This window comes from Hellea balneolensis DSM 19091, from assembly GCF_000428525.1.
Lineage (GTDB): Bacteria > Pseudomonadota > Alphaproteobacteria > Caulobacterales > Maricaulaceae > Hellea > Hellea balneolensis.
Genome location: NZ_AUAC01000002.1, coordinates 256,129 through 279,973, shown reverse-complemented (window position 1 = coordinate 279,973; position 23,845 = coordinate 256,129). Strand labels below are relative to the sequence as shown.

The 23,845-nt window shown below is 46.7% G+C and carries 23 protein-coding genes; 10 read left to right on the top strand and 13 right to left on the bottom strand.

Translation table 11 applies throughout. The features are described 5' to 3' along the window. Positions 1–9: 9 nt before the first annotated feature. From F569_RS0101490 to ubiA, 4 genes are all read right to left on the bottom strand, one after another. Positions 10–444 carry a hypothetical protein gene (locus F569_RS0101490; RefSeq protein ID WP_026940730.1) on the bottom strand — a complete coding sequence of 145 codons (435 nt, stop codon included), beginning with the start codon at positions 442–444 and terminating at the stop codon, positions 10–12. Positions 445–572: 128 nt separating this feature from the next. After that, on the bottom strand, positions 573–1,007 hold the full coding sequence (locus F569_RS0101485; RefSeq protein ID WP_026940729.1) for a MarR family winged helix-turn-helix transcriptional regulator: 435 nt from the start codon (positions 1,005–1,007) through the stop codon (positions 573–575). Positions 1,008–1,418: 411 nt separating this feature from the next. Continuing rightward, on the bottom strand, positions 1,419–1,946 hold the full coding sequence (msrB, locus tag F569_RS0101480; RefSeq protein ID WP_026940728.1) for a peptide-methionine (R)-S-oxide reductase MsrB: 528 nt from the start codon (positions 1,944–1,946) through the stop codon (positions 1,419–1,421). An 83-nt stretch (positions 1,947–2,029) separates the two neighbouring features. Then, positions 2,030–3,076 carry a 4-hydroxybenzoate octaprenyltransferase gene (gene ubiA, locus F569_RS15965; RefSeq protein ID WP_051279085.1) on the bottom strand — a complete coding sequence of 349 codons (1,047 nt, stop codon included), beginning with the start codon at positions 3,074–3,076 and terminating at the stop codon, positions 2,030–2,032. Positions 3,077–3,314: 238 nt separating this feature from the next. Here ubiA and F569_RS0101470 point away from each other — a divergent pair, with 238 nt between their 5' ends. The 4 genes from F569_RS0101470 to F569_RS0101455 all read left to right on the top strand — a co-directional run bounded on the left by F569_RS0101470 (position 3,315) and on the right by F569_RS0101455 (position 7,848). Beyond that, positions 3,315–4,049, top strand: coding sequence for a 16S rRNA (uracil(1498)-N(3))-methyltransferase (locus F569_RS0101470; RefSeq protein WP_026940727.1), 735 nt, complete (start codon positions 3,315–3,317; stop codon positions 4,047–4,049). Between the two features lie 76 nt (positions 4,050–4,125). Next, positions 4,126–5,607 (top strand): flavin-containing monooxygenase, encoded by a 1,482-nt coding sequence (locus tag F569_RS0101465; protein WP_026940726.1) that lies wholly within the window; start codon positions 4,126–4,128, stop codon positions 5,605–5,607. After that, positions 5,607–6,440 carry an SDR family NAD(P)-dependent oxidoreductase gene (locus tag F569_RS0101460; protein ID WP_026940725.1) on the top strand — a complete coding sequence of 278 codons (834 nt, stop codon included), beginning with the start codon at positions 5,607–5,609 and terminating at the stop codon, positions 6,438–6,440. Before F569_RS0101465 ends, F569_RS0101460 begins: the two co-directional genes overlap by 1 nt. 61 nt (positions 6,441–6,501) lie before the next feature. Next, positions 6,502–7,848 carry a glutamate--cysteine ligase gene (locus F569_RS0101455; RefSeq protein WP_026940724.1) on the top strand — a complete coding sequence of 449 codons (1,347 nt, stop codon included), beginning with the start codon at positions 6,502–6,504 and terminating at the stop codon, positions 7,846–7,848. On the opposite strand, the gene F569_RS0101450 is transcribed toward F569_RS0101455, so the two are convergent. Then, positions 7,849–9,873 carry a TonB-dependent receptor plug domain-containing protein gene (locus F569_RS0101450; RefSeq protein ID WP_026940723.1) on the bottom strand — a complete coding sequence of 675 codons (2,025 nt, stop codon included), beginning with the start codon at positions 9,871–9,873 and terminating at the stop codon, positions 7,849–7,851. Between the two features lie 180 nt (positions 9,874–10,053). On the opposite strand from F569_RS0101450, the gene F569_RS0101445 reads away from it, so the two are divergent. Beyond that, entirely contained in the window at positions 10,054–11,568 is a 1,515-nt protein-coding gene (locus F569_RS0101445; protein WP_026940722.1) for a peptide MFS transporter, read from the top strand. Between the two features lie 73 nt (positions 11,569–11,641). Here F569_RS0101445 and F569_RS0101440 read toward each other — a convergent pair whose 3' ends face one another. The 5 genes from F569_RS0101440 to lgt all read right to left on the bottom strand — a co-directional run bounded on the left by F569_RS0101440 (position 11,642) and on the right by lgt (position 16,147). Further along, complete coding sequence (locus F569_RS0101440; protein ID WP_026940721.1) at positions 11,642–12,301, bottom strand: DUF937 domain-containing protein; 660 nt, start codon at positions 12,299–12,301, stop codon at positions 11,642–11,644. Positions 12,302–12,382: 81 nt separating this feature from the next. After that, positions 12,383–13,324 carry a ribose-phosphate pyrophosphokinase gene (locus tag F569_RS0101435; protein ID WP_026940720.1) on the bottom strand — a complete coding sequence of 314 codons (942 nt, stop codon included), beginning with the start codon at positions 13,322–13,324 and terminating at the stop codon, positions 12,383–12,385. A 69-nt stretch (positions 13,325–13,393) separates the two neighbouring features. Then, a complete protein-coding gene (gene pgeF / locus F569_RS0101430; RefSeq protein ID WP_026940719.1) occupies positions 13,394–14,164 on the bottom strand; it encodes a peptidoglycan editing factor PgeF in 771 nt (256 codons plus the stop codon). Next, positions 14,161–15,273 carry a class I SAM-dependent methyltransferase gene (locus F569_RS15960; protein ID WP_034387038.1) on the bottom strand — a complete coding sequence of 371 codons (1,113 nt, stop codon included), beginning with the start codon at positions 15,271–15,273 and terminating at the stop codon, positions 14,161–14,163. Before F569_RS15960 ends, pgeF begins: the two co-directional genes overlap by 4 nt. After that, positions 15,257–16,147, bottom strand: coding sequence for a prolipoprotein diacylglyceryl transferase (gene lgt / locus F569_RS0101420; protein ID WP_026940718.1), 891 nt, complete (start codon positions 16,145–16,147; stop codon positions 15,257–15,259). The genes F569_RS15960 and lgt overlap by 17 nt, the downstream gene beginning before the upstream one ends. Before the next feature lie 119 nt (positions 16,148–16,266). Between lgt and F569_RS15955 the strand changes: the two genes are divergently transcribed. After that, on the top strand, positions 16,267–16,527 hold the full coding sequence (locus F569_RS15955) for an accessory factor UbiK family protein (protein ID WP_034387035.1): 261 nt from the start codon (positions 16,267–16,269) through the stop codon (positions 16,525–16,527). On the opposite strand, the gene F569_RS0101410 is transcribed toward F569_RS15955, so the two are convergent. Next, complete coding sequence (locus tag F569_RS0101410) at positions 16,520–17,398, bottom strand: alpha/beta fold hydrolase (RefSeq protein WP_026940717.1); 879 nt, start codon at positions 17,396–17,398, stop codon at positions 16,520–16,522. The two genes, F569_RS15955 and F569_RS0101410, sit on opposite strands and share 8 nt — an antisense overlap. Before the next feature lie 94 nt (positions 17,399–17,492). On the opposite strand from F569_RS0101410, the gene F569_RS0101405 reads away from it, so the two are divergent. After that, entirely contained in the window at positions 17,493–19,340 is a 1,848-nt protein-coding gene (locus F569_RS0101405; RefSeq protein ID WP_026940716.1) for an N-acyl-D-amino-acid deacylase family protein, read from the top strand. 407 nt (positions 19,341–19,747) lie between these two features. After that, on the top strand, positions 19,748–21,709 hold the full coding sequence (locus F569_RS0101400) for a DEAD/DEAH box helicase (protein ID WP_026940715.1): 1,962 nt from the start codon (positions 19,748–19,750) through the stop codon (positions 21,707–21,709). 48 nt (positions 21,710–21,757) lie between these two features. Here the strand turns inward: F569_RS0101400 and lysM are convergent, their stop codons facing one another. Together lysM and F569_RS0101390 are read right to left on the bottom strand one after the other, a co-directional pair. Next, positions 21,758–22,213, bottom strand: a complete 456-nt coding sequence (lysM, locus tag F569_RS0101395) for a peptidoglycan-binding protein LysM (protein ID WP_026940714.1) — start codon at positions 22,211–22,213, stop codon at positions 21,758–21,760. A gap of 31 nt (positions 22,214–22,244) precedes the next feature. Then, positions 22,245–22,604: a VOC family protein gene (locus tag F569_RS0101390; RefSeq protein WP_026940713.1), complete on the bottom strand. Its 360-nt coding sequence runs from the start codon at positions 22,602–22,604 to the stop codon at positions 22,245–22,247. Positions 22,605–22,736: 132 nt separating this feature from the next. On the opposite strand from F569_RS0101390, the gene F569_RS19950 reads away from it, so the two are divergent. Further along, positions 22,737–22,862, top strand: a complete 126-nt coding sequence (locus tag F569_RS19950) for a hypothetical protein (RefSeq protein WP_267879424.1) — start codon at positions 22,737–22,739, stop codon at positions 22,860–22,862. 12 nt (positions 22,863–22,874) lie between these two features. Then, positions 22,875–23,843 carry a calcium/sodium antiporter gene (locus tag F569_RS0101380; protein ID WP_026940712.1) on the top strand — a complete coding sequence of 323 codons (969 nt, stop codon included), beginning with the start codon at positions 22,875–22,877 and terminating at the stop codon, positions 23,841–23,843. Positions 23,844–23,845: the final 2 nt, after the last annotated feature.

Sequence of the window (23,845 nt, the reverse complement as noted above, 5' to 3'; positions counted from 1 at the left end):
CGTGGCTGTCTAACTCTCTGTCGCAGAAGCGAAGTAGATCTCCGCGCGATTGCAGCGCGTTCTGAACATTTTCTCAGTTGATAGATCCTTCATCCGCGCTTTTATTTCGTTGATATCTGTTTGCGAGTAGTTGTTATTTTCTAATATCGGAGAGGAATTGTTCTCTTGGCCATATAGTGATACGGCCCCTCTATATTCATGAACGGACATTTCGTTCTTGAATATTTTTGTTACGCAAAGACAGTATATTTTCTCTTTGCCGGATTCGATACAGCTATTGGTTAAGGTGATATCCTCGGCGGAGGTCTGAACCGTTCTGGCAGGGGTTGAACCTGTGATAGCTGGAACGATTTGCTCTTGCGCCCATGTTGGGTCGTGTGTTCCGTTTGCAAATAGAATAGCCGATAATGAAATGACTAAAAAAGCTCTCTTTATAAGTTTCATATGCGCCTCCGAACATGAGTGTGGGCTCTTTGCTCAGATTGAGGTTACCATATGTTAAGGTATGAGAATTGTGACTTTGGTCACACAGGCTTGTCATTTTTTGTCAATTTGAGCCAATAATCAGCGGATCAGGAGACATTTTCTGGCGCAAGAGCCAGAAACTTTAGAACTGTTTCGATTTCCGAATCAGTAAGACCTTTGACCAATTTGTCATTGAAATCGCGAAAATCATTCATAACCTGCTCTCTTAAGGCCCATCCTTTATCAGTTAGAGCCACAGCTTTGGCTCGACGATCTGAGGTAAGGATTATGCGCTCCAATAACTCATCGGCTTCCATTCTGCCAACGAGACCAGTAATGGCTGCATTGTTCCGTCCGGTTCCGTCCGCCAAATCTGTAAGGCGGCAGCGATCATGATAGCCCAGATAAATAAGAACCGCGGCTTGAGATGTACTGATACCTGCATTTTTGGCCAAATAATTGTCAGCCTCTTTTGATAAGCGTGTATGGGCGCGATCCATTATAAAAAAAAGGCGGCGGTCAACAGGGCGGGCAATAGCCATAAATAAGTCCAATATATTACACATGCAAAGTAATAAAGGAATGCAAGCAAATTACAAAAGAAAAAGCCGCTACACAGTATGTAGCGGCTTCTCTTTGAAGTTTGGGTCTCACCAAGCGCCATGCTTGGTTTCAAGATAGATATGTCTTTACCCAATCTAGCGTGAAAGCCCCATGTGGTTTTTACGCCAAGGCTTTACGAAAGGGCTGATCTAACAGCTTCGGGCAGACCCCTCAAAATAGATAAACAAAATCGACCTCCTTTCATAAACGCGGCCCCACTATGGGACGGCTAACAATGACTAAAACTTGCGACAGATTCTGTGTTTTAGCAAGCATGAAATTTTATGAAATTTCAGCGAGGATTAAGTCTTTGGTAAGGCGAGTCGGCAGATTATTATGCCTCTTGAAAATTAGCTTTCTACAAAATCTAGCGCCACACCATTATTACAATAGCGTAGTCCTGTGGGGCGGGGGCCGTCTTTGAAGACATGGCCTTGATGGCCGCCACATCTTTTGCAGTGATATTCGGTGCGGGCCATGAAAAGCTTACGGTCGGTTTTCGTACCGATATTTTCCTCAATCACATCGAAGAAGCTTGGCCAGCCTGTGCCTGATTCGTATTTATGCTCGGATTTGAAGAGCGGCAAAGCGCAGCCGGCGCAGACAAATGTGCCCTCGCGCTTCTCATCATTGAGCGGGGAAGAGCCGGGGCGTTCCGTGCCTTCTTTGCGCAGCACGTTAAATTCCATCGGGGTTAAGCGCTCTTTCCACTCGCGCTCGGACAGGTTTGCCCAATCTATTCCATTGGCATTATCACTCATTTTCATCTCCATAGCGTCTTGTGCCTGTGCATCTGTGCCCGTTTTCGCGCAAGCTGTCACGGCCAAAGCCGCTACGCCTAATCCGAGGTCACGTCTTGAAAGTCTTTTGGTCAGCATGGGGTGCTCCTATTCTGTCCACTCTAGATAGGAGCTATACGCGCAGAGTGCCAAACAAGTTGCGTTCACGAAGGGGTGATAAGTTAGTAACCTCTGCGCTCACAATATTCATTTTGACGATTTTCGCAGTAATAGTCTTTGTAATGCTTATCTATCAAATATGAAGGCACAAGAGTTATAGCGATTAATATAATTCCTGCCCAAAAACTTGACTTAAAACGAGTGAGGGCATTTTTACTGTTGACGGGTTTCAAAGTTATAACTTGCCATAATAGTATAAATGCAAAGGGGCTAAAGAACAAAATAGCTGCGGGAAAAAAACTGAGGGAGTCTACAATATATGCTGATAAAGGCATTCCATTCATCTCATAAACTACCGAATGGAATTCTAATACGCCTGCCAAGCAAACGAGGAGAAACGTTGCAAGATAACAAACCCCAACCCCCAACTTCACCCGTTTCCCAAACCGTCTTGCCGTACTCTTCACTCCAATTTTCATGTCATCTTCAATATCCTGACAGGCATAGATGGTGTCGTAACCGACCGTCCAGAATATCAGCCCGGCATAGAGGATAAAGAGCGGCAGGCTCACCGTCTCCGTCTTCGCGGCATAGGCCACGAGCACGGCCCAATTAAACGTCATACCTAGCCAAACTTGCGGCCACCATGTGATGCGCTTCATAAAGGGATAGGCAGCGACCAGCGGGATGGAGGCTAGAGATATAATCTGCCCGAGCCTTGGAAGGCAGAGCAGCACAATCAGCCCCACCGCGCATTGCGCAAAGAGCCATATCCACGCTTGCCGCGTCGTGACGGTGCCAGCGGGAAGGGGGCGCAGAGCCGTGCGTTCGACCTGTGCGTCTAAATCTTGGTCGACAATATCGTTATAGGTGCATCCCGCCCCGCGCATAGCGATAGCGCCAATCAAGATAAGAATGGCCCACTTTAAATCGGAACTCGCAAAACCATGGGATAGAGATGCAAAGGCCAGACCTATCCAACCCGGTAATGTTAGCAGCCAATAGCCGACAGGGCGGTCAAGTCGTGAAAGTTGCAGGTAAGGGCGGATGGAAAGCGGGGAGCGGTTGACCCAATGGGAACGGTCGGAGTCTTTGATGGGGGCGGTCATGTAAAGCAATCCGCAGAACCCTCTTCTCCCCGTTCACGGGGGGAAGTACCCGCGTTAGCGGGGGATGGGGGGAAATTTTCGACTAAGAACTGTCCTACCAATTTTAGACGAGGGTTCCCCCCCATCGACCTACGCTCCGCTCCGGCCACTTCCCCCCGTGAACGGGGAGAAGAGTCAAATTTGGTTTTTAAACTCATAATCCCCTGACTAACCTCGCTTCATCCCCTATAGCAATCCCATGCGTGAAAATTACACACTGACTAGACTTTATGTGAATGCCGTTTTGGCCGAGGGGGAAAGCGTCACTTTGTCCAAGGCGCAGTCCCATTATCTCGGCAATGTGCTGCGTAAGGGCAAGGGCGACTCTGTCCGCCTGTTTAATGGCGAGAGCGGCGAATGGCGGGCAGATATCTCGGTGGTTTCGAAACGCGCCGCGACACTGACTGTTAAAGAGCAACTGCGGGAGGCGGCATCTTGCCCCGACATCACGCTTTGCTTTGCACCAGTTCGCAAACACCGCACGACATTCATTATTGAAAAAGCTACCGAGCTTGGGGCGAGATATTTACAGCCTGTAATCACGGCCCGCACACAATTTCCAAAATTCAATGTTGAAAAGGCGCGTCTCCAAGCGATTGAGGCCGCCGAGCAAACGGAGCGTCTTGATATTCCTGCGATTCGGACACCGCTAAAGCTTGACGTGATGTTGAATGACTGGGGCGCAAGCCGCAGGCTTATTTTCGCGGATGAAACGGGAGGTGCGAAACCGGCTTTAGAAATGCTGCAAAGTGTCAATGGGCCCACTGCTATTATCATTGGACCCGAAGGCGGCTTTACACCCCAAGAGAGAGAGCTTCTGCAAGCTAAGGATTTTGTGGTGCCCGTGTCATTAGGCCCTCGTATTTTACGAGCAGATACAGCCGCACTCGCAATTCTAACATTGTGGCAAGCTGTGCAGGGGGATTGGGGATAAGCGCCATTCACTTCTGAACAGCGCGCATAAAAATTCTGCTATTGTTGAGATATGCACTTTGTTGCATAGATACAAAATGAGCACAGATAAAATTTACGACATGGTCATTATTGGGGCGGGACTTTCAGGTATTGGCGCGGCGTGCAGGTTTCGAACTAAATTTCCCGAAGACAGCTTGGCTTTAATTGAAACGCGCGACGCTATTGGTGGAACTTGGGATTTGTTCCGCTATCCTGGCATTCGGTCTGACTCTGACATGCTCACCCTAGGGTATGATTTTCGGCCATGGGTCGGTGATAAAACCCTGGCGGACGGTCCTAGCATTAAGCGATATGTTGAAACCGTGGCCGAGGAATATGGTATTACGCCATATATTCAGTTCGGGTCCAAGGTGACGTCATTGGACTTTTCCTCTGATGACGATGTTTGGACGGTAAATATATCCGATGTCAAAACAGGAGATATGAGACGCATTCAAACTCGCTTTATTACGTCTGCAGCCGGCTATTACAAATATGAGGAGGGTTATACGCCTGAATTCAAAGGCCGCGATGATTTTAAAGGCGAAATCGTGCATCCGCAGCATTGGACTGAAGGTTTGGATTATAGCGACAAGAAAATTGTTGTTATAGGGTCGGGCGCTACAGCGGTGACGTTGGTCCCAGAGCTGGCAAAAACAGCTGGTCATGTCACGATGTTGCAACGTTCTCCGAGTTATGTGGCTTCCATTCCGTCCAAAGATACAATTGGAAATTTCTTCCGCCGCATCCTTCCCGCAAAAACCGCCTTTAAAATTAACAGGGCTAAGAATATTTGGATATCCAAATATATGTATGAAAAGGCCCGTAAAAATCCTGAAAAAACGAAGGAGTGGTTTCGCAAGAAAATACTCAAATCATTAGGTAAAGATTATCCGGTCGATAAGCACTTCAGCCCTAAATATGACCCATGGGATCAACGCGTTTGTATGATTCCCGATGAAGATATGTTTATTGCCATAAGGGAAGGGCGCGCCAGTGTGGAAACGGATCATATTGAAAAATTTACCAGTGACGGTATTTTGCTTAAATCTGGCGAGACATTAAAGGCTGATATTATTGTTACAGCGACGGGTCTGAATGTCGTGTTTAACGGACAAAGCGATTTGTCAATTGACGGTGAGCCGATCAGCGTTTCAGACAGTTTTGGTTATAAAGGCATCATGTATTCAGGTGTGCCCAACCTTGTCTCTGTTTTTGGATATACCAATGCCTCTTGGACGCTGCGTGCGGATTTAATCTCACAATTTGCCGTTAGAGTGATTACTCATATGAAAGAGAAGGGTTTCACGCGGGCAGTTCCGCTGGCGCCCGAAGGCATGCCGCGCAGACCTTATCTCGATTTCCAAGCCGGGTATTTACAGCGCGTTTTTGATGAGCTTCCCAGTCAGGGTGACCGGCATCCTTGGCAAAACTTGCAAAATTATAAAATGGATCAAAAGTTGATGCTGGAAGATCCCATAGAAGATGGGGCTTTGACCTTCTCAAAACTGAACCCAGTTAAAATGGCGGCTGAATAATGGACATTTATAAGGATAAAATTTGTGTTGTGACAGGCGCCGCTTCGGGCATTGGCCGTGCTTTAGCGCTCGCACTGGCCAAAAGCGGTGCTCAATTAGCGCTTAGCGATATCAATGAAGACGGCCTGACTGAAACCGTGAATATGGTTGGGGGGTCTAATCGCGTCATGAGCGATATCTTCGATATGGCCGATGCGCAGGCTATTGCAGATTATGCTGATAAAGTTGAAGCTGGGCTCGGCGCAGCGGATTATGTCTTTAACGTCGCGGGGCTGACTCGCGTCGGAAACTTCGTTGATACGCCGCTTGCGTCGATGGAAAAAGTCATGGACGTTAATTATTGGGGCGTTGTGCGCATGACCAAAGCCTTTATGGATCAATTGCTGAGCCGAAAAGGCACTGTGGTAAACATTTCAAGTGTCTTTGGCTTTATTGGTTATGCCGGGCAAACACATTACTGCGCGTCTAAATTTGCGGTGAGGGGATTTACTGAGACACTTGCGCAGGAATTAAAAGGGACCGGCGTAGGTGTGTGCTGCGTTCATCCTGGCGGAGTTGCGACGAATGTTGCTCGTAATGCAGAAGTTGATAAAATGCCATTCGGAGACGCAACGCGAGAAGAACTCGACGCGAATTTTGATAAAATGGCGATTACCTCACCTGAAAAGGCGGCTCAAATCATATTGAAAGGGGCGGCTAAGAAGAAGCGCCGTATTCTAATAGGAGGTGACGCAAGGTTTATCTCGCTTGTATCGCGTTTATTCCCTGTCACTTATTCCAAAGTGCTCGAAAAATACCAAGGACAGAATGTAATCTTGGGGAACCGTTCATAGGGCCTATCACATTTTCATTTAACGGCTTGCCCGACTGTGCCAACCCCACTAAAGGCCGTATATGGCAAAGACATCACCCATAATCGAACATAAGTCCCAAATGATTGAACATTTGATGGCGGGCTGTAAGCCTAAGCCGGATTGGCGTATCGGGACAGAGCACGAAAAGATTGGATTTTGTCTAAAGTCGCTTAAACCGATTCCTTATGAAGGCGGTATAAAATCCATCCTTGAAGGTTTGCAGCGTTTCAAATGGGATCCTGTATTTGAAGGCGAGAATATCATCGCTTTAAAGCGTGACGGTGCGTCGGTCTCTTTAGAACCTGGAGGACAGCTCGAATTATCCGGGGCGCCGCTTGAGCATGTCCACCAAACCTGCCGTGAAGTGTCTCAGCACCTAAGAGAGGTCAAAGAAGTCGCAGATGAAATAAATGCTGGCTTTATCTCATTAGGTTTCAGAGCGGATACCAAGCTTGAAGATGTTCCTATAATGCCAAAGGGGCGTTATAAGATTATGCGGGATTATATGCAAAAGGTTGGGACGCTTGGCAGGGAGATGATGTTTCGCACCTGCACGGTTCAAACGAATTTGGATTTTTCATCTGAGGCGGATATGGTCAAAAAATTCCGCGTGAGCTTGGCTCTTCAACCGATCGCTACAGCCCTTTTTGCGAATTCACCTTTCTTAGAAGGTAAGCTCAATGGTTACAAATCCTATCGCTCTCGTGTGTGGTTAGATACGGATGCAGACCGCACAGGCATGTTGCCCTTTGTGTTTGATGAAGGATTTGGCTTTGAACAATATATTGATTACGCGCTAGATGTTCCGATGTACTTTGTCTATCGCGGCGGGGATTATTTGGACGCCTCAGGCAAATCATTTCGTGATTTCTTAGACGGAAAGTTAGACGTTGTTTCTGGTGAAAAGCCATCATTATCTGATTTCGATGACCATCTCTCGACAATTTTCCCCGAAGTCAGGCTTAAGACATTTTTGGAAATGCGCGGCTGTGATACAGGCCCTTGGGGTGAGCTTTGTGCTATGCCAGCTTTCTGGGTTGGTTTGCTTTATGATCAATCTGCGCTCGATACCGCGTGGGATTTGGTTAAAGACTGGACAGCCGAAGAACGAGACCAACTCCGCCGCGATGTACCAAAAATGGGTCTGCAAACACCCTTTAGGAATAAGACAATCCGAGACCTTGCTGTTGCTGCGTTAGCTATTTCACGTGAAGGTCTTAACGCACGTGCAAAGCTCAATGCGCATGGTGAAAATGAGACTGTGTTTCTGCAAGAGCTGGACGAATTTGTCCGCACGGGTAAGAGCAATGCGGATCGCTTAATTGATAAGTTTAACGGTGACTGGAACGGCGATATTTTGCGTGTCTATGAGGACTGCCGATACTAACTAAAATGTATCGGATATACGAAGACCCATACGCTTTCCGCGCTTGCGTGAGAAAAACTCGCCCCCAATCAGATCACCTGTACGATCTCCATCAAAAATAAGTCTTTCTCGTTCAATTTCATATCCGAGAAAGTTCTGGAAAAATACATCAACGCGCATTCCAAAAACATCTTTGTGGGTGATACGCGCAATGTTGAACGGCTTACGAAATCTGGCTTCAAAACTTTGGTCTAAACGGAAAAAGGTGGATTGTTTAAATTGCTCCACCTCAAAACCCCAAGCCCAATTACTATTGGGGATGTCATGGGTTAGGCCGATTTCATAATTCCAAACCGTCGTATCATTTATCTTGCGGGATTGGCCTGTCACCGGATCATCTATAGAGCTATCCTCAAGGCCACCCTCAAGTTCTAATCGCAAACCCTTTGCGCCGAGACTGTCAAAAACAACGGTCATATTGCCTTCGATACCATAGCGGAAAGCACTCTTTAGATTGCCGGGACCTTCACTGCCGTCTGCGAATAGAACACGATCAATGGGGTCTTCTATATAACGTGCATAAATTGAAGCGTTACCAGATAAGGCACCGCCGCCCTTACGCTCTACTTCCAGCTCTCCGTTCCAAAACTGGGTTGGCACGATTCGGCTGTTTCCTGTGTTTGCCGTAGATTCTGTAAGATCTACGGAGGAGACGAATGTACCAAAATTCAATTGAGAAACATCGCGTTCGATTTTTGCGCGCCATGTATAGTTTTCATTGGCATCAAAACTTGCCGAGATGAAACCCTTAGGCCGCAAAAAACTTCGTGCGGGATCATCATTTGTCGTAACATCAAGTTCCGAATATTCTGCGCCTAGCGAGGTTTGAAGGTTAATTTTGGGCGTGAGAGTTACGCTGTGCGTAAGGTTCGCTTCAGTGCGTTTTTCTTCTACGTGAACATTATCGAATGTCAGCGGCGTTAGAGAATCCGCAAACTCAGTTTCACTATCCAAATAATTGAAAGCGCCTTCCCAAGATAATTGCCAATCCTGTGAAGAGCCAGATTTCCAACTATATTCGCCTCTTGCAATATATTCGCCTTCTTTATCGAAACGGTTAAACTTAGAGCGATATTCATCTGCGCCTTCCGGCAAATAGACAAAGCTACTGTTGAAATCACTATCTTCAAAACTGTGAAGACCAATAAGCTTCAGAGTGCCTTTTCCAACAGGAAAAGAATAATCACCACCAATTTCATACTCAATTTCGTCCTCGCCATTATCCGCGAAACTTGCGCCTGAAGTGCCTTGGGGTAGGATCGCCTGAAACGTTTCTCTTGCACCCATGCGGCGATTGCGAAGCGCCGTAGAAAGATTCACATTAGCAACATGTCCATTATCCGGCGTGTATGTAAGGTTAATAGACGCACCTGGACGCTCTTGAGTGAAGAATACATCTTCCTGACGCTCTTCAAAAACCGTTCGATTTCCATCGAAAAATTGCTCTGTTCCGATTTCGTCAAATGTAAACTGCCCTGCATTTACACCGGCAACAAATTCAAGATTACCGCGAGTCCCCGTAATGGAAACTTCGCCCTCTAAAATTTGTGGGTCAGAACCATCAGCAAAGCGCGCATCATATCGCCAGCGTCCAGATATTTCGCTGGATGCCGTAATAATATTGGCGACCTGTCCGGTCAGGCCTGGAATATCAAGAGATGTACCATCCACGATATCAATACGTTTGACAGAACTGGCAGGAATGCGGCCCAGTATGTCTCCTGCGTCTGAGGATTTAGAGGACGGTCTACGGCCGTTTATGAGTAGGTTTAAGCTTGCTTGTCCAAAGCCGCGGTCACCGCCCCCTCCGCCTTGAAGACTAAACCCTGGAACAAAAGCCACCATGTCTTGTGCTGTGACGGGTTGAAACTGTTCAAAGTAGGCGGGTTCATACGTTGCTTCGATAATCATGTCAGCCGCATTTGCGATGCCCATGGGGACGAGCGAGGCTGCAATAGCCGTAAAACTTACAATATAATGGCGCACTTGATTGTCCCTACAACTGTGCGCTCTTATTAAGGAGCTTAATAAATATCTCAACCCATATTATAGGCCTATATAGGAAAACTATATTACGGTATTAATAAAAACAGAATAAAATTCCTTGAACCTTTGGTGAGTGCAGGGCAGTAGTCTAGAAACTAAATTTATGGGGATATTGATCTGATGACGCCATCTGAAAAACTTAACACAGGTTTCTTTGGGCAACCAAAGGGATTGCAGACTCTTTTCATCACCGAAATGTGGGAACGCATGAGCTATTATGGCATGCGAGGTCTGCTGGTACTGTTTATGACAGCCGCTATCGCAGAAGGTGGGCTTGCCATCGGTACAGCTACAGCTGTGGCAATTTACGGACTCTACACAGCCTCAGTTTACTTCATGGGTTTGCCGGGCGGTTGGATTGCTGACCGTCTTATAGGTAGTCAAAAAGCCATATGGTATGGCGGCATTGTTATAATGTGCGGTCATATAGTCCTCGCTATTCCAAGTGATAAGACTTTCTTTCTGGGTCTTATTCTCGTCGTCTTAGGCACCGGTCTCTTAAAGCCGAACATTTCCGCAGTTGTGGGGCAGCTATACAGTGCCAAAGACGAGCGCCGCGATAGTGGATATGCTATATATTATATGGGCATTAATATAGGGTCTTTTATCGGCTACACAGTTTGCGGCTATCTCTATGAAAACCAAGGCATTCACTGGGCATTCGGTGCCTCGGCTATCGGTATGGCGCTGGGGTTAGTGTATTTTTATTACACGCGTGATCGTCTCATGGGGGCAGGAGAAAAACCTGCTGCACCGATGTCAGGCGGAGCGCAGAAAAAAAGTTGGACGGTGATAGCTGCTTTTCTGTTAGGTTTGGCAGTTGTTACGACACTTATGTTGATGGGACTTTTAAGTTTCGATCCCATTGCCGCATCTAAAGCTGTCGCAGTAACTTTTGTATGCATTTTCTTTATCTATTTCTTCTGGGTCTATTTTATGGGCGGTCTAAAACCTGTTGAGAAAAAAGGTATGTGGGCATTTATGTTGATTTGTGTCGCGTCGACAATGTTCTGGTCAGGCTTTGAACAAGCCGGATCATCGCTTAACCTCTTCGGACAAGATTTCACAAACCGTATGATTGGCAATTTTGAAATCCCGACAACTTGGCTACAAAATGTAAACCCGTTTTTCATCATCACTCTAACACCGTTCTTTGCGGTTTTTTGGATTTGGTTGGGCAAGCGTATGATAACGCCCGGTTACGGTCTTAAGATGGGGGCTGGCTTGGTTATAATGGGTCTTGGCTTCGTCGTAATGATTTTTGCCGCTGATGCTGCCTCGCAAGGTAAAGTCGCTATCTTTTGGTTGGTTATGACCTATTTCTTGCATACAGTAGGTGAGTTGGTTCTTAGCCCAATTTCACTTTCAGCTGTGAGTAAATTGTCTCCGCCGCGTTTCTTAGGGCAAATGATGGGACTTTTTGTTCTGACATACTCTATGGGGAATATTGTTGCGGGACTTTTGGCAGGAGGTTTTGACCCTGAAAATGTGGAGCAAATGCCTGACTTATTTAAAATGATCGCAACCTTCGCTATTGGTGTCGGGGCTATCGTCTTCCTGATTGGTATGTTTACCAAAGGGTGGGAGAAAGATGTTGAAGAAGAAAATACGAAAGTAACAGCTGATGTAATTTAGTCTGTTTATTCATTTCAAACACTAAAAAAGCCCGCTCATTTGAGCGGGCTTTTTAGTTGTAATATGGTTTTGTTTAACGGCGGGCATTCATGGCCATTTGCAAGACATCATCCATCATCGAGCCGTCTCCATCAGCATCGAGTAGCTTGCCAAGGATGCCCATACCTTGCTGATGTGTTTGCTGTGTTTGGCGCTGTTGACGGCTGTTTGCACCCGTGACGGCGCCGAGAATAGCGCCGAGGCCGGATTTTTTTTGTCCGCCCATAAGATGCTGCATGGCTAGGCCAGTTAAAGCTGACTGCATTGTCGGCTGTTTTGTTTGTTTGGATAGGCTGCCCATAGCCATGGTTGCGACAAGAGGAAGAAGCTTTTTCAGAACATCAGAGCCGATACCGGTCTGTGCCGAGGCCCGCCCGGCAACTGCGCGTGAAACATCTTTAGACCCAAAGAGATGTCCCAATATAGCATTACCATCATTGACTGTTTGAGGCTCACCCAACATCTGAGGGTTTTCAAGATATTTCTCATGCTGACCATTTTGCAATGCACCTAGTAATCCAGCGAGGCCTTGCGGGTTGGCCGTATTTTGCTTCAACGCAGAAGAAATCGCCGGAAGCAGGGCCGCGATAGCGCTTTGGCTCTGCTGTTGGTTTAATCCAAGTTGAGCGCCTGCCTGCTCAGCTGTTGCGCCGTTTTGGGCGCTCATAATCATATCAAGTAAATTCATTGCCATAAGGCCAGTCTCCGTTTTAGATAATGTGTCTATAGCATTAACTCAGCTTAATGCGAGACAGGACTTCAGTTACTTAGCAGCTTAGCCAAATAGCTTTGAAACAGACTCGTCATTGGCAATACGGCGAATGGCCTCTCCGAGGAGTGTCGCAATAGAAACTTCGCGGATTTTATCACAAGTCTTGACTTTGTCAGGCTGCGCTATGGAGTCTGTGATCACCAATTCTGTCAGTTCAGACTTATTTATGCGTTCAACGGCAGGGTCTGACAGAACGCCATGAGTAATATAGGCTGAGACAGAATTAGCGCCGTGATCTTTAAGAGCCTTGGCGGCATTGCAGAGCGTTCCACCTGAGTCGATGATGTCATCGTAAAGAATGCAACTACGCCCTGCGACATCGCCGATAATATTCATGACCTCAGATTCGCCGGCTTTTGGGCGGCGTTTATCTACAATTGCAATATCTGCATCAAACTGCTTGGCAATTGAACGTGTACGCACAACGCCGCCTGTATCAGGTGAAACAAAGAGAAGGTTCTCACGATCTTGTTTTGAGAATCGGTCTTTAATGTCATCAACGAATACAGGTTGTCCGAATAAGTTATCAGTTGGGATGTCAAAAAAACCTTGTATCTGTCCAGCGTGAAGATCTGCGGTTAAAACTCTATGCGCTCCGGCTTTCTGAACGAGATTCGCTACAAGCTTAGCTGAAATAGGCGTGCGGCCACCTGTTTTACGGTCTTGGCGCGCATAGCCGTAATATGGCAGGACAGCTGTAATGCGTTTGGCTGAGGCTCTGACCAAAGCGTCAATTAGAATCAGCAATTCCATAAGATGGTCATTTGCGGGGGCTGAGGTCGGTTGGATCAGAAAGATGTCTTCACCGCGCACGTTTTCATTGATTTTAGCAAATATTTCCTGATCGCGGAAACGCTCAATATCAACTTGAGTTAGAGGGACGTCAAGCACATCGGCTATGCTGCGTGCCAAGGGTTCATTGGCCGTGCCGCTAATCAGTTTCATGGGCTCATTCACCTTCGAGCTATATGTTATATTTGTAACGTCCTTAAGGGGCAGGGCACATAATGTAAATCACGACTTGAGCATAATAGCAGAAATATTGCGCCCATAATCACCGAGTCCATGATGGGTATTATATCGGTAGCTGAAATATTCAGAAGGACTAGCATATGTGCAGTCGAGAAAGGCGTCTATTTGCGTAAGACCTTCATTGCGAAGCTTTGCTAAAATGAAACGTTTTAGGTCAAAATGCGGTTTCTTATTGGAGCCTAACATGAAAAAGCGGTCAAAAATTTCGTCTTCAGCCACGAAAGTATCTCTGAAGTCATGCCCCACCTCATAGCTCTCTTGGCTGATGCAGGGGCCTAATACCGCGCGAATATTTTCTCTTATTGCGCCTAAGCTTTCCATGGCGCGTATCGTTTCTGTGGTCACACCAGATAATGCCCCGCGCCAACCCGCATGACAGGCTCCGACGATTTGTTTGCTTGGCTCATAAAATAAAACAGGTCCGCAATCCGCTGACAGAGCAGAAATGGCGAGGCCGGGAGTTTGCGTAACAAGACCATCTGCTTTTGGAGGCCTTCCTAAAAAGGATGCATCTACAATCATAACATTCGAACTGTGAATTTGTGAAAGGCTCAAGAGTTTCGATGCAGATGTCCCCAAAGTCTTAGCAACAATTTTTCGGTTCTCAGTGATCGCCTCTGAAGTGTCATCGGATCCTTGCCCAACATTGAGACTTTCATACGGCCCATTTGAAACACCGCCTTTTCGTCCAAAAAATCCGTAAGATATGGCGTGGTGATTTAAGAGCGCATGAGTTTTAAATGGAGGGGTCATGCAAAGTCTCTAAAGCCCAGAGGTAAACCCAATCCTTCAGATTGGAAACAAATGGCCTTGAATAGTTCACCCATTTCATCGCTTGCGGTTAAGCGGTGAAGCTGTCTTGCAATTTTTTCTTTTGACTCAGGTTTAGCGCGGGACAGGGCAACGGCGCGCATTTCCAGACCAAGTTTAGATAAAAACTCGCGCTGCGCTACAGCGCGCGTTACCGCGAGGTCAATGGCTTTCGCATTCTCTATTAACGCACCAAAATCAACACGAGCCGTAAGATCTGTATTGCCGGGGTCAGAAAATACGCCCACTTTTTTATGACGTTTTAGCGCTTGCAATGTATCACCAAATTCTGTGGTCTCAGGGCCGTAATCAATGAACAAGGCACGCCCTGAATCTATTTTAAAACGCTGTTCGATTTGGTCTATGATTTGGGCAGTTGCAGGACAGACCTCAAGTAAATTATCATTCTTCGCATCCTCTTGAGCGTTAGGCAGGCAGGTCTTTAAGTTTTCAGATATTGGAGCCGGAGAAATACCAAAGCGTAAGGCCTCTTCGTCTAATGTGATCATACGCTCTTGCCATCCCGCCCGTCCGGCAAAACGGTCCTTTTGAACAAATTGCCGAATAGGAAGGCAGTCCAGAAACTCATTTCCGATAATAATTGAGGGTCCTTTAGGAGCTTTTTCTAAGCTTGCGACCCAACCAATCTGGCAAGGCGCGCTTTTCAGGGTTTTTCCCTGTACAGCTTCTAGAGCTGGAGAGGCTTCTATGAGCGTGACACTAAGGGCTGCGAGAAAATCTTTATCAAGCTTAGCCGCCCGTAAGATATCACTCATCATTATCCCGCGGCCAGGGCCAAGTTCGATAAGTTGAACAATGTGTGGCCGCCCCATGTCTTGCCAAGTTTGAAGGCACCAAAGCCCAATGACTTCGCCAAACATTTGACTAATTTCAGGGGCCGTAATGAAGTCCCCATCCGAGCCAAGTGGATCCCGAGTTGGATAATATCCGTGAACAGGATCAAGCAGACATATCGTCATATATTCCGCAACGGTCAGCGGGCCTTCAGCTTTAATTTTGGCGATAAGCCTGTCTTTAAGCGGAGACGTCATCAATTCGCTTAGGAGAGACAGGCGAGCGGCGCGCCGCCCAGATAATAATAGCAAGCCCTACGAAAAACATTGGAAGTGAATATACCATCCCGCGGGTTAATGGGCCAAATTGTGCAATATTGTCAGGCTCTCGGAAAAACTCAACAAAGAACCTAAAGCCGCCATACATCAAGATAAAAGCGCCGGCACATATGCCAGGCTTCGTAAGAGCTTTGAATCTGAGGCATAAAAACCTCAACACTAAAAATATCACTATGCCCTCTAAGAAGGCTTCATAGAGTTGGCTTGGGTGACGCGGCTGACTATCGGGGGCTGTACTAAATATAAAGCCCCAAGGCACATCTGTGACGCGGCCATAAAGCTCTTGATTGACAAAATTGCCCAAGAAACGAACGGCCAACAAACCCAGAGGTGCCCCTATAGCTGTGGCATCAGCTATACGCCATAAGTCAAGTTTCTTGCGCCAGCGTGTATAGAATACAGCTGCGCAAACACCTAGAAAGCCGCCATGAAAACTCATACCGCCATCCCAGACTTTGAGGATATCTATCGGGGCCTCCCAGATTGTTGAGGTGCTATAAAATAAAATATATCCAATACGGCCGCCGACTATAATCCCTATGAGGCAGTAGAACATGAGATCTTGCAGCATCGTCTTTGACGGCACTAATTCAGGCTTTCGTGTCGCGCCGCCGGCAATCCAAACATCACGCCTTTTTGCCATAGAGGCTGCGTAAAAATAAGCACCATAAATGCCGATAATATAGGAGATCCCATACCATTTTACTGATAGCGGCCCTATGCCAAAAGCTTCGTCTTTAATCCAAGATGGAAAGGTTATGGCTCCGAACATATCGATTAGCATTGCAATCATGGATTTGGAGGCCTTTTTATCGTGCGTCAGTTTGTTTGTGATTCACATCTGGAAAAACTGTTAGCCCGTGCCTATCTATATTAAAAGACAAAATAGACTCAGCCTGAGAGGATACAGCAATGCAAAGCAAATCCAGACCCCTAGATGACTTAACGAACTTAGCAACAAATGCTGTTGGGGCCTTGAAAGGTGTGGGGGATGAGATGAAAGCGATGGGGCGCTCACAGGCTGAAAAAATAGTCGCTGATCTTGACCTGGTCGGGCGGGATGAGTTTGAAGTTCTGAAAGCGCAACTATTTCAATCGCAAGACGAAATTGCCAAGCTTACAAAAGACATAAAGTCCCTAAAAGCTGCCTTGAAAAAGGCGACAGCTAAGTAGCTTTTAATTTCAAAAACTCTAGGTAATATTTTACGACATTGATAGGGTCTTCAACTTGGGGATAGTGCCCAATACTGGCTAATTCCTGTAAATAGTCCGGGGCGCCGACAATATTCTGATAATGGCGAACCATATGTGCCCCTGAAACAGGGTCAACGGACCCATTTATAAGGGCTAGCGGAACTTTAGTGTTACGTAGCGCGTCAACCCACCTCTCACGATGTTCTATTCTATCGCTCATATAGCTAATCAGATTGTGGAATATGTGGCGTCCGTTATTATGATTTATTAGCTTCCAAAATCCATCCAACTCATCAATGGAAGGCTGACTGTTCGCACCAAACACCTTTGAGACTGATACGTCAAAACGCTTTCGGGTTGTGAGTTTATTTATAAGTGGCCCAAGAGGGCTTAGCAGCAGTTTTTGAATAAACAAAGCTTGGTGCGTTTCAGGAAATAGTCCTCCATTGAGAAAGCATATAGATTGCCAAATACCTTTTCCAGAGCCGTCATTTTGCCTTGCCAATAGCTCTTGCGCAACTGTATCGCCATAGTCGTGTGCCAGGACATGAAATTTATCCAATGCTAGTGTCTCAATCAGATCTTCTATGATGTCGGCCTGCTCATTTATGGAATATTTATGAGGATCAGGTTTGTCTGAATAGCCAAAGCCGAGCATATCCATTGCAATCAAACGATATTCCGCCGCCAGAGCGTCCCAGATTTTCACCCAATCCCAACTCGAAGTCGGAAAGCCATGGATAAGAAGAATGATGTCCTTATGCATGTCTTTGGTATCGACATAGAAAATTTTATGCCCCTTGATCGAGAGAGTGTCACCTTTTTCTCGCCATGCTGAGGTCGATATCATTTATGCGGTCCATTCATTATTGATGGGTGGCAATAGCATAACATTATCTTGACGTCTTCTCTCATTGTGCAAAGTTGAAAGTAGGGAGAATTTTATGGCGTTTAAATACGATATGATCATAAAAGATGGGTTGGTATTTGACGGTAGTGGTGAGCTGCCCGTGAGAAAAGATATAGCCATAGTTGATGGAAAACTTCTGGAAGGAAATGAGAGCTTTGATGCAGCTAACGCGGCTGAGGTAATCGATGCTTCCGGGAAATGGGTTATGCCGGGCCTTGTCGATGTTCACACACATTATGATTTAGAAATCGAAATAACGCCAGGCCTTCCGGAGTCTGTTCGTCATGGAACAACAACGGTTGTAATGTCTAACTGCTCGTTGGGCTTAGCCTTTGGTGCGCAGCGTAAAGACAATGATGACCCCATCGTGTCGTGTTTTGCGCGTGTTGAAAATATGCCAAAGCATGTCCTTAAAAAAGTTGCAGACAAAGTCCACTGGAACTCTTCTGAGGGTTATTTAGAGCATTTAAATACACTTAAGCTCGGCCCGAACATTGTACCGATGATCCCGCATTCCATGTTACGCATTGAAGTCATGGGCCTTGAAGACAGCGTAAGTCGCCACCCGACGCCAGAAGAACTTTCACAAATGAAAGCCCTTTTGCAAAAGGGTATGGAGCAGGGCTATGCGGGGTTTTCCACGGATGCTTTACCGTTTCACTTTCTGGCAAATGACCCCAATCGGGATAAGCAGATACCCACACAATTTGCCCCTTTTTCGGAAATTAAAGCCCTGACATCCATCGTTCGGGACTATGATAGGGTCTGGCAGGCGACTCCTCCCAAAGACAGTCCGCCCAAAGTTGTTCGCACATTCCTTTTGACTAGCGGGCTTTTTCATAAAAAGCCCTTAAAGACGACAGTCGTTGCGGCATTGGATGTTGCCAGTAATGGCTCAATCGTGAAATTAGCCACCATCTTATCCCGAATATTAAACTCTAAACTCTTAAATGGCCGTTTTTACATGCAGGCTTTGGCTGCGCCTTTTAAAATTTGGTCTGATGGGCCCTTTAACCCGTTATCTGAAGAGATTGAGGAATTGAGAGAGCTTATAGAAACAGATTTGGAGGACAGAGCCGCCCGGCGCGCCATACTCGATGATCCTCAGTTTCAGAAGAGATTCAGAAAAATGTGGATGACAGGGAAGGTTGGTTTCAACCTAGCAAAACTGAAACGCATGATACGGCGGGAAGACTACGCATTTAATCGCGAATTTTCTGATATGTTTATAGATAGTTGTCCTGTGAAACATTGGGAAAGCAAGAGCTTTCAGGATATATTTGAAACCATTATTGCTGGAGACAGGCCCGAAGGTTTTGAAACTGTCAATGATGAAGCCGATTTGATGATTGCCATGTTTAGGGCTTTTGATACGGATCTCGTGTGGTCAACGACCAGCGCGAATAGAGATCCGGCTCTGACAAGAAAATTGCTCATGGATCCCGCTCTACTGCCGGGTTTTAATGACTCCGGAGCGCATCTGACAAATATGGCTTTCTATGACTGTAACCTACGCGCTTTGAAGTTAGCGCAAGAGGGCGGTGATAAAGATGTAAGTTACATGGTTAGGCGCCTGACGCGTGATGTGTCTGAAATATTTGGAATCAAATCTGGTACTTTGATGACAGGTGCAAGAGCGGATATCACCATTATCGACCCACAAACGCTAAAAACTTATGACGGGGAGGCCAATGTCGAGCGGATATATCGTGAAGAATTTGAACACGATCAGCTTGTAAATCGATCTGACGGCATCGTTTTCGCAACGATTATTGCTGGTAAAATAGCTTGGAAAAACAATGAGTTTTCAAGAAAACTCAATCTGGAGCCATTTGGCCGTGTCATGACAGCGCAAGAACCTACGTTCTTAGCCGCTGAATAATTTCAAGCCCCAAACATTACCAATTTCTAACCTAGATAAATGGTGGCTGTGTCTGCCTTTCAGCGAAGGTTCAGGGCGAAATGCTATATCCATTCATGCGTGCGTCCCATCTGTGACGTCTTCCTACCACCCCCTTTCGGGAAGAGCGGTCATAGCGGTATCAGTGTCTGCTTGCAGGCACACGTCCCGGCAAAGACCCACAGAACGCGCAGCAGGGCGGCGGCAGTCTTCTTTCTCTCTCTTGGGGACTGCCCCGCTTCTGTCTTTCGGCAATAGACCTTTGAACTTTCTTCTAAATCTGAACTTTAAGCTATGCATGGCGGCTCAAACGCCATAGGAGGCTGCCCAATCGCGCATTAGAGCGCATGGGTCTCTATTTTTTCGCAGAATGGCCCGGAAAGAATATCATGTCTAATATTATGCACGCCCACTCAGCTCTCGCTGACGCTTTGGCCAAAAAGGGCTATTCTACCCTTACCCCCGTTCAAGATGCTGTTCTTGAACCAGAATTACTTGGGCAGGACTTATTAGTTTCGGCCCAAACAGGTTCGGGCAAAACAGTAGCTTTTGGATTGGCGATGGCCCCAACACTTCTTGACGACTCAGATGCTTTTTTACGGGCAGATGCTCCATTAGCACTGGCAATTGCCCCAACACGTGAACTTGCACTGCAAGTCAAAAGGGAGCTTGATTGGCTATACCGTGAGGCGGGGGCCAAAACAGCAAGCTGTGTCGGCGGTATGGATATGCGAGATGAGCGACGGGCTTTGGCAAGAGGAGCACATATCGTTGTGGGAACGCCCGGGCGCCTGTGTGATCATATCAAACGTGGATCCCTTGATATGAGTGAACTTAAAGCCATCGTGCTGGACGAAGCTGATGAAATGCTAAAAATGGGTTTCCGCGAAGAGTTGGAGCAAATTCTTGGCGCAGCTCCGGAAGAGCGCCGTACGCTCATGTTCTCTGCGACTGTTCCAAAAACTATTTTAGGGATGACGCGGAAATATCAACATGACGCAGTTCGGGTCAATACGGCGGCAGAGGCTAAACAGCATTTAGATATTGAATATCGCGCAATGAGCGTCGCAAATTCCGATAAGGAAAATGCCATAATCAACGTTTTGCGTTATTATAATGCAAAGAATGCGATTGTGTTTGGCGATACGCGAATTGCTGTAAACCGCATGACGCAACGTTTTAATAATCGAGGATTTTCTGTTGTCGCTCTGTCCGGGGAATTGTCCCAGAAAGAACGAAGTAATGCTTTGCAGGCGATGCGTGATGGCCGTGCCCAAGTTTGTATCGCGACCGATGTTGCGGCGAGGGGGTTAGACCTGCCCGACCTTGAGCTCGTGATTCATGCGGATGTCCCTAAAAATCGCGAAGCTTTATTGCACCGCAGTGGCCGAACGGGTCGGGCAGGACGAAAAGGTGTTTCTGTGCTCATTGTCACGCCCAAACGCCGCCGTAATGCAGAGCGTTTATTGCGTGATGCCAATATAACAGCAGAATGGTCAGGCCCGCCCAGCGCCGAAGACATTATTCAGCGCGATAATGAGCGTTTATTAGGCGACATGACCTTAGAGGCAGAGGTATCTGAAGAAGAGAGGACAATGGTGGCGCGATTACTAAAAGCTTATTCTGCGGAACATATCGCGACCGCTTTTATCCGGCAATATCGTGCAGGGCAGTCTGCACCTGAAGAGCTTACCCATTCGGCCTATGATCCGAGCCAAGATGATCGGAGTTCGCGGAAACCTTCATCTTGTAATGACTTTAGCGGGGGCGTATGGTTTTCCTTGAACTTGGGACGCAAACAGAAGGCAGAACCTAAATGGATTATGCCGATGCTAATGAAATCTGGCGGTCTTAAGAAGCCTGAAATCGGCGCTATCAAAATCACTGAGACACAGACCTTTATCGAAGTCGCGCCTGCAGGTGTTGACCGTTTTATGGAAACTATCGGCCCCGATATGAAAATCGAAAAAGCGATTACAGCCACCCGACTCAATGGACAGCCGGACTTTAATAGTAAACTTCCAACTTATAAAACCCGCGACAACAATAAGAACCGAGGCAATTCAAAAGATAAAAATTACAGAGATAAAGGCGACAAAAAACGCTCATTTAAGGAGAGCGCGCCCAAAAAATCGACTTATGATGAAGGCTCGTTTAAACGCAAACAGCGCACAAAAACGAGCGATGATGCGCCCGCTTTCGATGATCCTTTTATGAATGATGCGCCGAAGAAAAAGACAAAAAAACCGCACAAGAAGAAGTTAGCCCGAGCGGCGGCCTTAAAAGCCAAAGGGCAGGGCGGTGTTAAAAAAGGAGCTCGAAAGAATACGCGCAAGAAAGACAGGCGTTAAAAAGCAGACCCAAAGGTCTGCTCCGATGTAAAACTTAAATGAGCTGACTTAACTCGTCGCTGTTGCAATCGCGGGGATACGAAGAACTTGCCCGGGATATATCTTATCCGGGTCGCTGAGCATTGGCTTATTGGCCTCGAAGATTTCGGGATAGAGACGCCAAGTGCCGTAATAAGTTTTTGATATTGCTGAAAGCGTATCGCCACTTTCCACAGTGTGAAAACGGGACTCGCGGCCACCCGCAACGGATGTTGCTTTATCTTCGACGCCGCCGACGCCTTCGACATTACCCACAGCCAGAATGATTTTCTCTTTCATCTCTTGGCTAACCGCTTCGCCTGTGACGCTGACGCCGCCGTCTTCATCAACGTTGATTTCAACACCGGATGTATCAAGTCCTAAATCATTTACCTCTTTTTCGAGTGTCTCTTTGCCTTTGCGGCCTTTAATTAGGGCGCCTAAGCCGCGCCCGGCAGCTTTTACGAATGGGATCATTCCAAACATAGTTTTTCCTTTTATAATTGTGGCTTGAAATTTAGTTTTCTTGCCAGAGTTCTATCTTGATACCTTCCGGGTCAATAAACCAGCCAAAAATACCGTATTCTGTGTCTTCGATATCGCCAATAATCTTTGCGCCGCCTTTTCGGGCTTTTTCAATAAGGGTTGCCACGTCATCAACTCTTAAATTGACCATGAAGCGCTCGTCGCTTCCTTTGAAATAATCCGAATCAACTTTGAAAGGCGCGAACATAGAGCGTCCTTTACCATCCGGTAAATATTCGAGGGTGCCCCAATCTGTGAGTTCGGCCCCCATGTGATCGCTCCACCATTTTCGGTACCCCTCAGGGTCTTTGCATTTAATAAATACACCGCTTACGGCTAATATTTTGGCCATTTCATGCTCCTTTACTTGCGTCACTTTTACATGAGCTTATTTTGATACATGCCGTCAAGATGGGTTGGCGTTTCTAAAGAAGCAGGTTATAGAGCGCAAAATTCATAATTCTTTCGAATAGGAAACATAATAATGGCCCTTATCCAAGCTGGTATTTCGATCTTTGGTATTTCCATTGATCCAGCGTTATTTACATTCGGTTTGATCGCACTTTTATTTGGCGGCCTGAATATTCTCGAATTTAAACGCTTCGACTAAGGCTTAGCGGACATGCTTGTCCCGGTTCTTTTACTCGTTCTCGGTATTGTCTTCCTGATTATCGCAGGGGACTGGATGGTGCGCGGCGCGGCAGCGCTTGCCCGGCATTGGGGCGTTCCTGCGCTTATTGTTGGCCTGACAATTGTCGCCTTTGGCACTTCCGCGCCAGAACTTGTTGTAGGTGTTCAAGCTGTGCTTCAAGGGGCAGGTGAACTTGCGGCAGGTAACGTTATCGGGTCTAACATTGCTAATGTGTTGCTCGCCTTGGGGCTCCCGGCGCTGATCATGGCAATTCCGACAAATATGACGGGGGTCGCGCGTAATACTTTTGTTTGTCTTTTTGCTACCTTCTTATTCATAGCCCTTGCCTTCATTAACAACCCACTGGCGATGTGGCAGGGCGCTATTCTTTTTGCAGGTATCGTAATTTATCTCCTGTGGATGTTTCGGTTGTCAAAAGCTGGCATTCATGATCCGATACTTGATGAAATGACAGAAATAGAGGAGGGCGAAGATGGTCTTCCGACAAATGTTTGGGTGTCTTTTGTTTATGTCATCGTTGGCATAGTTGGCCTCGTGATTGGCGGTAAGCTAATTGTTGATAATGCTGTCTTTATCGCCGCTGAAATGGGCATATCAGAAACCATAATTGGTTTGACCATAGTCGCGATCGGGACATCACTTCCTGAAATTGCTACAGTTGTAGTGGCCTCTTACAGGGGACATTCAGAGGTGGCGATTGGTAATGTTCTGGGGTCTAACGTGTTTAACCTCTTTGCCGTGATGGGCGCGACGGCATTAACTGGGCCCGTTCCGATTGAGCCGCAACTATTGGCCTTTGACGTTTGGGTTATGTTAGCCTCGTCAGCGGCTCTATTGGTTTTTGTTCTAAGGCGTCAACCGATTGGCAAATTCACAGGTATTATATTTGTGATCGGCTATATCCTTTACATGCTGGCACTTGTTAGCCGCGTCATGTAGGG

Bases quoted from the DNA above. Each gene is read 5' to 3' on its own strand.
- F569_RS0101485 (WP_026940729.1), bottom strand. From the start codon at position 1,007: ATGGCTATTGCCCGCCCTGTTGACCGCCGCCTTTTTTTTATAATGGAT.
- F569_RS0101490 (WP_026940730.1), bottom strand. From the start codon at position 444: ATGAAACTTATAAAGAGAGCTTTTTTAGTCATTTCATTATCGGCTATT.
- msrB (WP_026940728.1), bottom strand. From the start codon at position 1,946: ATGCTGACCAAAAGACTTTCAAGACGTGACCTCGGATTAGGCGTAGCG.
- F569_RS0101460 (WP_026940725.1), top strand. From the start codon at position 5,607: ATGGACATTTATAAGGATAAAATTTGTGTTGTGACAGGCGCCGCTTCG.
- F569_RS19950 (WP_267879424.1), top strand. From the start codon at position 22,737: ATGGCCCTTATCCAAGCTGGTATTTCGATCTTTGGTATTTCCATTGAT.
- F569_RS0101380 (WP_026940712.1), top strand. From the start codon at position 22,875: ATGCTTGTCCCGGTTCTTTTACTCGTTCTCGGTATTGTCTTCCTGATT.
- F569_RS0101455 (WP_026940724.1), top strand. From the start codon at position 6,502: ATGGCAAAGACATCACCCATAATCGAACATAAGTCCCAAATGATTGAA.
- ubiA (WP_051279085.1), bottom strand. From the start codon at position 3,076: ATGACCGCCCCCATCAAAGACTCCGACCGTTCCCATTGGGTCAACCGC.
- F569_RS0101435 (WP_026940720.1), bottom strand. From the start codon at position 13,324: ATGAAACTGATTAGCGGCACGGCCAATGAACCCTTGGCACGCAGCATA.
- F569_RS0101465 (WP_026940726.1), top strand. From the start codon at position 4,126: ATGAGCACAGATAAAATTTACGACATGGTCATTATTGGGGCGGGACTT.
- lysM (WP_026940714.1), bottom strand. From the start codon at position 22,213: ATGTTTGGAATGATCCCATTCGTAAAAGCTGCCGGGCGCGGCTTAGGC.
- lgt (WP_026940718.1), bottom strand. From the start codon at position 16,147: ATGATTGCAATGCTAATCGATATGTTCGGAGCCATAACCTTTCCATCT.
- F569_RS15960 (WP_034387038.1), bottom strand. From the start codon at position 15,273: ATGACGTCTCCGCTTAAAGACAGGCTTATCGCCAAAATTAAAGCTGAA.
- F569_RS0101400 (WP_026940715.1), top strand. From the start codon at position 19,748: ATGTCTAATATTATGCACGCCCACTCAGCTCTCGCTGACGCTTTGGCC.
- F569_RS0101470 (WP_026940727.1), top strand. From the start codon at position 3,315: ATGCGTGAAAATTACACACTGACTAGACTTTATGTGAATGCCGTTTTG.
- F569_RS15955 (WP_034387035.1), top strand. From the start codon at position 16,267: ATGCAAAGCAAATCCAGACCCCTAGATGACTTAACGAACTTAGCAACA.
- F569_RS0101445 (WP_026940722.1), top strand. From the start codon at position 10,054: ATGACGCCATCTGAAAAACTTAACACAGGTTTCTTTGGGCAACCAAAG.
- F569_RS0101440 (WP_026940721.1), bottom strand. From the start codon at position 12,301: ATGGCAATGAATTTACTTGATATGATTATGAGCGCCCAAAACGGCGCA.
- F569_RS0101410 (WP_026940717.1), bottom strand. From the start codon at position 17,398: ATGATATCGACCTCAGCATGGCGAGAAAAAGGTGACACTCTCTCGATC.
- F569_RS0101390 (WP_026940713.1), bottom strand. From the start codon at position 22,604: ATGGCCAAAATATTAGCCGTAAGCGGTGTATTTATTAAATGCAAAGAC.
- F569_RS0101405 (WP_026940716.1), top strand. From the start codon at position 17,493: ATGGCGTTTAAATACGATATGATCATAAAAGATGGGTTGGTATTTGAC.
- pgeF (WP_026940719.1), bottom strand. From the start codon at position 14,164: ATGACCCCTCCATTTAAAACTCATGCGCTCTTAAATCACCACGCCATA.